The organism is Pannonibacter sp. Q-1 (assembly GCF_054073275.1).
This window is the reverse complement of record NZ_JBSXNB010000003.1, coordinates 813,115-819,992: the sequence shown is the minus strand read 5'-3', so window position 1 is coordinate 819,992 and position 6,878 is coordinate 813,115. Positions and strand designations below refer to the sequence as shown.

Genomic DNA, 6,878 nt, shown 5'->3' with positions numbered 1-6,878 from the left:
TTGCCAATCTCGTCAGCGTCCTGCAAAACTGGTGGTTCAAGTAAAACTGAAAACGCTATCTATGTCAGCCCCTTCTATTTTTCGCCCGGAGCCTGCTCGCTCGGCATCCATTTTCTGCTCGAGGAAATTGGTGCCGACTACGAGGGTATCCCGATCCACATCAAGAACGGCGACCAGCTCAAGGAGGACTATGTAAAGGTCAATCCGAAGTCAAAGGTCCCGGCCATCATCCGCGATGATGGCTCGCGTCTGACCGAGTTTGGCGTCATTGCCCACTGGTTGTCACATAGCTGCGGCAAGGACAAACTCGCAGCCGAAACCTTCGAGGACGAGCTCCGGATCATGGAGACACTCGACTATCTGGTGGCGACGGTTCACATGCAGGGCTTTTCACGCTTGCTGCGCCCGCAAAAATTCTCACCAACTGAAGCGGATCTCGATTGGGTTCGTGAGAATGGTAAGGCGATTGTCGTGAAAGCATTCAAGCTATTGTCGGAGCAGCTGAAGGACCGCCCATTTATCATGGGTGAGCGGATGACCATCGCAGATGCCGCGATGTTCTACACATTGTTCTGGGGCGTTACGCGCCTGAACCTCGACTTGCCGGAGAACATTGTCGCGTATTTCAATCGTCTATCGATGCGTCCCGCGGCGAAAAGAGCGATGGAGCTGGAAGGCCTGCTCTGAGCGCTGAAAACACCGAACCAAGATGCTGCAGGCGGCCGAAGGCCCGCAGCATCCCTTCCCGCTTTCAAGGCCCGCCCCTGTTCGCATATCGGACAGGTTGTCCAATGTGATTGCTCCCGACAAATTTGATAGCATACTGTCAAAATCAGAGAGGGCATGCCGGGGCGCCAATTGCACGGCAACGTGCGGACCGAAGCCGCCGCTCAGCTGCGAGAGATCGTGCGTGCTCTCCCCACTCGTCGAAAAGCCAGCGGAGACATTTCATGCAGACCGTGACCGACCGCACGAATGATCTACAGACGCAACGGGACATGTTTCACCGGGAGCTTGATGCCATGAGCATCATTCCATTGTGGCTCAACCTCGGAGCTGCAGCCCAGGCAGAACCCAATGTTGCCGCGGTACCGCATATCTGGAGGTGGAGCGAGATCAAGCCGATGATGCTGCGCGGGGGTGACCTGATCACGCCTCAAGAGGCCGAGCGGCGGGTCCTGATGCTGATCAACCCAGGCTATGACCGGAAAAGTGCCCGCACCGTGGGGATGATTTTCGGCGGTATCCAGTTTCTGCTACCCGGCGAAATCGCTGACAGTCACCAGCATTCCCCCAATGCCCATCGATTTATCATAGAGGGTGAAGGGGCCTATACGGCCGTGGACGGAGAGCGGACGATCATGCGCAAGGGGGACTTCGTCACGACCCCTGCGTGGCAATGGCATGACCATGGCAACGAGTCCGGGCAGCCCATGGCTTGGCTGGACGGACTGGATTTGCCCTTCGTCAATCTGCTGGATGCCAACTTCTTCGAAGATTACGAAGACGGCAACAGGCAGACCCAACCGGTCTACCGCAAGAATGAAGACAGCCTCTACAGATGGGGGCGCGGAATGAAGCCCGCATGGGAGGTTCCGAAGGATCCGCGCCAGTCGCCGGTTCTGAACTACCGCTGGACGGACTGCCGCTCCAACCTCCATGCCCTGCGGGAGGAAGAAGGCAGCCCCTACGACGGCATCATCATGCAATATGTGAATCCGCATAACGGCGGACCAACGTTGCCGACGATCTCTGCCTATCTCCAGCTTCTGCGCAAAGGCGAGCACACCAGGTCCCACCGGCACACGGCCAGCACGATCTATCACGTGGCCGAAGGCGGAGGCGGTTCTCTCATCGGCGATCAGGTGTTCCACTGGCAGGAAGGCGATATCTTCGTGATCCCGTCATGGATGGAACACGAACACTGGAGCACCGAGGGGGAGGCCGTGCTGTTTTCCTACAGCGACCGCCCAATCCTGCAGGCCTTCGGGTTCTATCGTGAAACCCATGGCGAACGGCGGGGATGACGATGGCCGGACAGACAGAACGCACCGAAGAAACCACCGTCGTCATCCTCGGTGGGGGACCCGTTGGCCTTTTTCTCGCAAATGAACTGAGCTACCGCGGCATAGATTACATTCTGATCGAGCAGGGCGAGGGAAAGGTCTATTTTCCGGCGGGAGAAAACTTCTTCTCCCGGACCATGGAGCATATGCGCCGATGGGGCATCGCCAGCAGCTTCCGCAATGGCACGGGATTCCCACCCGGCATGGCACGGAACGTCGGCTTCTGCACCCGGATCGGCGGCAAGCCACTTGCGTTCTTTCCCGGAACGTCAAATGCAGGGGCGCCGGCGGCTGATCCCTATTCGCCCGAAGGCGGGTTCTTCTATCCGAAAAAGGAGTTTGACCCGGCTCTGCGCCGCGCAGCCGAGGCCCGGGGCGGCGACCTGCGCTATCAGACGCGGCTCCTGTTCTTCAAGCAGGAGCGGGACGCCGGCCATGTCGATTGCACTGTCGAAGGGCCGGACAAAGAGACCTATGTCATTCGCGGCAAGTGGCTGGCGGCCTGCGATGGTGGCCGCAGCGGCGTGCGCAAGGCGCTCGGTATCCGCTTCGCCGGCACCTTCGGCGAAGGGTACAACTTCGCCACCTATTTCCGCTGTCATGGCCTGAGCGAGCGGCTGAATGCCATGTTCGGCAATCGCATGGCGCAGGTTCATACCCTCTCTGACGACCGGCGCGCCTATCTGACATCCGTGGACGGGGATGCCGAATGGCGTTTGTCGATCTATACGGAGGCGGCCGAAACGCTCGATCCCGCGGAGATCGTGCGCCCGGTCATCGGGCCGGAGCTCGACTTTGAAGTGATCCAGGCCCAGCCCTGGTCTGGCCATCGGGTGGTGGCCGAAAGATATCGGGACGGGCGGGTCTTCCTGTTGGGCGATGCGGCGCACTTGCGCTGGCCCAAGGGCGGCTTCGGGGCCAATACCGGTTTCGGCGATGCGGTGGATTTCGGCTGGAAGGTGGCTGCCGTCTCAGAGGGATGGGCGCCGGAGGCTCTTCTGGACACCTACGAGACCGAGCGGCGGCCGGTTGCCATCCGCAACACAAACGAAGCGGCGAACAACCGGGTTCTCGACCATATGATCCAGCCCAGCCCGGTTCTGGACGAAGAGAGCCCGGCCGGAGAGGCGGCGCGCAAGGCAATGCATGAAAAACTCTTCGCGCTGCGCCTGCGCGAATTCAACACGCCGGGGATCCAGCTGGGCCACCGTTACCGGAATTCTCCGGTCATCGTGCCGGATGGCAGTCTGGAAGGGCCGGACGACCACATGGTTTACATACCCACCACCTATCCCGGAGCGCGTGCACCGCATTTCGAATTCGAGGACGGAAGCTCCATTCTGGATCACTACGGCCAAGGCTATACGCTCGTCGTCACGGGGAATGTCTCCGGAGCCGACGATTTCGTCAGGGCTGGAAAGGCACTCGGAATTCCGGTGCGTGCCGTCCATTACACTGATGCGGCCCTGCGCAAGCTGTACGAATGCGCACTTGTTCTGGTTCGTCCGGATGGTCACGTTTGCTGGCGCGGTGACACGCCTCCCGAAAGCGCCGGGAGCGTATGGCTGGCCGTTTCAGGGCGCCTGCTTCAGCCTGATGCGTTTCATCAGACAGGCTGCGATGAGTTATCCTAACTGATCTGGCTGGACGCGTTCCGTTCCAGGATCCCCAGAAGCTTCAGAAACTCTTCGCGCTGGGCCGGTTCCAGCGGAGCGAGGATGATCTCGTTCACATCGGGAACACGCGGCTCGACCTTGGCCAGAAGATCGGATCCTTTCGCTGTTATCCGAAGCTGCTTGGTGCGCCTGTCGATGCTGCCTTCGGTTCGAAGAATAAGGCCCTTGTGCTCAAGCCGGCCGATGACATGGCCGATCGTCGTCCTGTCGAAGCGGATCGCCTCCGCCAGCCGTGTCGCATCTATGCCGGGCGTATCGCGGATATGAAGCAGAGCCGCAAACTGGACGGCGGTCAGATCCACGTCGGCATTGATCTGACCAAATGCCGAGGTTGCAAGCTGATGCGTGCGCCGGAGAAGATAGCCAGGCTGGCCATATATTTCATTCGCCTTCAAGATCAGAGCCTTGCGTTTTGGAAACGATACCGCGCCGCAATAATGGCATTTGACAGCACGCTGCTCAATGCCTGTTGCCGTGTGATCAAAGCTTCGGCCCGGACAGCGCCAAAAAAAACGGGCGGCGATCAATGTCCGCCGCCCGATTGTCAGATGACCGTTCGCCGGCCGTTGCCTGGCTGACCGCCCCGGCGCCGGTTCCAGCTAGTGAGCCGCCTCTTGCACTGCCTTTGAAAAGGAGTCGTAGAGCTCCTGTCCGTTCGGCGTCTGTGCAATCCAGCTGTCGATGACGGATTGGAGCTTGCCGTTCCACTTCGCCTGATCCTCCTCGGACAGCGCCGTAAAGGTTCGCTTCTCGTCCTTCATCGCCGCAGACCGGAATTTCTCGATGGCCGCATCGAACTGCTCGCCCCAAAGACGGGCGAATGGCTCGCCGGAGTTCTTGTCGATCGCGTCCCGCGCCTCCTTGGGCAGGCTGTCGTATCTCTGCTTGTTGATGGCGACCATGATCGGGGACGTGCCCAGGTTGACGTCGAGATGGTAGTGGGCTGTCTCGGCGACGCCGAAGATCGTCAGGGCGACCCATTCGTTGACCGTGCCGTCCAGAAGTCCCCGCGACATGCTTTCAGCAATCTGTGGCGAGGTAATGCCGCCGACAGGTATCGCGCCGATTGCGGCAATTGAGGCCAGAAGGGTCGGTCCGGCGCCGCGCAGCTTCAATCCGGCAACGTCACTCAGGGTCTCGACCTTCTTGGTCGTGGTCAGCAAAGTCGGCGCTGTCGAGAACATTGCAAGGACCTTCACCCCTTCCATGCCCCGTCCCGGCCAAAGGCCAGTTTCGGCCATCTTGGTCGCGGCCACCGATCCGGCCGTTGCACTCGGTGTGGAGTTCGGCAGTTCGAGAATGGTGGCCTCGTTCATCGCGCCGGGCGTATAGCCGAGCACGACATATGCAACATCTGTGATCCCTTCGCGCACCATGTCGAGATGTGTCGCAGGATCCCGGCCGAGCGTTCCTGCCGGAAACATCTGAATGTCCAGTGTGCCTTGAGAATCTGCAACGACACGCTCAGCCCAGACGGACAGAATATCAGCGTAGATGAATGACTTCGCAGGAACACTTGTGGTGAAGCGCAGTGTTTCCTTGGCTAAGGTGCTCTGCCCTGACGTCAACGAAAACAACGCAGCCGCGGCACATCCCAGCAGTCCATTTGTGAACGCCCGCCGCCCGAACCTTGTACCCTTGTGCATAGTTTTCTCCCTCCCTCACATGCCCATGAAGTCTGGGCGTGCTTGGAAAAACTCACGCGCTGGCCATCACGCACTGGCAGTGGCTGCTCGCCACGCAATATTTCCAAGTCATCGAGCAAGGGTAGACGCTCCCGGCCTCCCTACAAGCACAAATGAAAGAGTGTTCGCTCCTCGGTCACATTCGGGTGTTGTTGTTTTTGCAGCATATTTCTCCAGCTGCAGGGGGGAGCTGAACAGCCCTCACCGACGCACACGACCCAATATTCAGGAGGCCGGATCACTCTGTCCGCTGTGCGGGCCTGAGGGCAGGGCTGTGCTGTCTCCTTCCCGTGCCATCTTTCACCCGCGCAGCTAACGCCTGCTTGAGGCCGTCAATCCAGATCCTTCAGAGCATCAAGCGGCCCGGTCAAAGCTGTTCGCGGCGGCACGAGCATCGGCTGAACGAGATGCGTCACCACCGGAGGGCGGGTGGTTTCGAGTATCCTGAACCCTTGGGCGATCATCGCTTCGCTATCCTGGCGGATCATGTAGACGGGGAAGGGCAGAAACGACCCGAAGGGGTCATAGTCATAGCAGCCGACAATGATGTCCGCGAAAGTCTCGTGCGGATGCTGCCCCAGGAAGCGCATGAGCCCCTCGAGATTGATGGAGGAGTTGACGAAGAAGCAGCGCGGCAGTTTTCCGTGGGCTTCATAGAAGGTCTCGAAGGCCCGTGCCGTCATGGCGGGTGAATAGCCGGTTGGATGAATGCAGGCTTTGGGGTCGCCTCCCAGCATGGCCTGCTTCACGTCGCTGAAACCGCGGATACGCTCGCGGCTGGCATGGTCATCGCGGCCGCCGAAGAGATAGACCTCATGCGGCAGGACCGGGCCATCCTGCTGGGCCTGTTCTATGATGGCGCGGGTCAGCATGCGCGCGCCTTCGAAATTGTCGGAAATCACCGACGGCGCAAGGGTTCCCGGCAGGTCGATGTTGACGTGCCGGAGACCCGCCTTGAGGCACACTTCGTGCACCCGGTCCGGATCGGTCGCGCCGGCGATGAACAGCTCGTCAATCGAATAGGAGATTAATGTCTCGACGATCTGACGTTCCTCCTCAGGATCGCGGCAGGCGCTGACGACGATCGGGCATTGCCCGCGGCTTTTGGCCTCGGCCTCGAAGGTTTGCGCCATGGACGAGAAATACCGGTTGTCATGGATCGGAAGAAGCAGCCCCACCAGGCCCGAGCGGGAGGAGCGCAGACCCCGCGCCTGCATGTTGGCGGTGTACTGATGTTCCTCTGCAAGCCTTTGTATCAATAGCGCGGTCGCTTCCTTGATACGCCGCTTGCGCCAGCTGCCGTTCAGAACCGCACTCACCGTCGATGCCGAACATCCCGACAGCACGGAAAGATCGTAGATGGTCGCCTTCTTTTTTCCGAACTCGGTCATGTAGGTCTCCTTGACCTGTCTCCATAAGGAAATTGTCCTCTTGACGAAAGTGTATCTCTG

At 59.7% G+C, this 6,878-nt stretch carries 6 protein-coding genes; 3 read left to right on the top strand and 3 right to left on the bottom strand.

Annotated elements, in window-relative coordinates; all coding sequences use genetic code 11:
- The 3 genes from ACVNHC_RS11610 to ACVNHC_RS11600 form a co-directional block, all read left to right on the top strand.
- A partial coding sequence (locus ACVNHC_RS11610; protein ID WP_457167362.1) for a glutathione S-transferase family protein occupies nt 1-687 on the top strand: 687 nt, incomplete at its 5' end.
- Between the two features lie 263 nt (nt 688-950).
- Entirely contained in the window at nt 951-2,027 is a 1,077-nt protein-coding gene (locus ACVNHC_RS11605; RefSeq protein WP_457167361.1) for a cupin domain-containing protein, read from the top strand.
- Between the two features lie 2 nt (nt 2,028-2,029).
- Complete coding sequence (locus tag ACVNHC_RS11600) at nt 2,030-3,700, top strand: FAD-dependent monooxygenase (protein ID WP_457167360.1); 1,671 nt, start codon at nt 2,030-2,032, stop codon at nt 3,698-3,700.
- On the opposite strand, the gene ACVNHC_RS11595 is transcribed toward ACVNHC_RS11600, so the two are convergent.
- From ACVNHC_RS11595 to ACVNHC_RS11585, 3 genes are all read right to left on the bottom strand, one after another.
- Nucleotides 3,697-4,269: a MarR family winged helix-turn-helix transcriptional regulator gene (locus ACVNHC_RS11595; protein ID WP_457167359.1), complete on the bottom strand. Its 573-nt coding sequence runs from the start codon at nt 4,267-4,269 to the stop codon at nt 3,697-3,699. The genes ACVNHC_RS11600 and ACVNHC_RS11595 overlap by 4 nt on opposite strands.
- 72 nt (nt 4,270-4,341) lie before the next feature.
- Nucleotides 4,342-5,388, bottom strand: a complete 1,047-nt coding sequence (locus tag ACVNHC_RS11590; protein ID WP_457167358.1) for a TRAP transporter substrate-binding protein — start codon at nt 5,386-5,388, stop codon at nt 4,342-4,344.
- A 371-nt stretch (nt 5,389-5,759) separates the two neighbouring features.
- Complete coding sequence (locus ACVNHC_RS11585; RefSeq protein ID WP_457167357.1) at nt 5,760-6,818, bottom strand: LacI family DNA-binding transcriptional regulator; 1,059 nt, start codon at nt 6,816-6,818, stop codon at nt 5,760-5,762.
- Nucleotides 6,819-6,878: the final 60 nt, after the last annotated feature.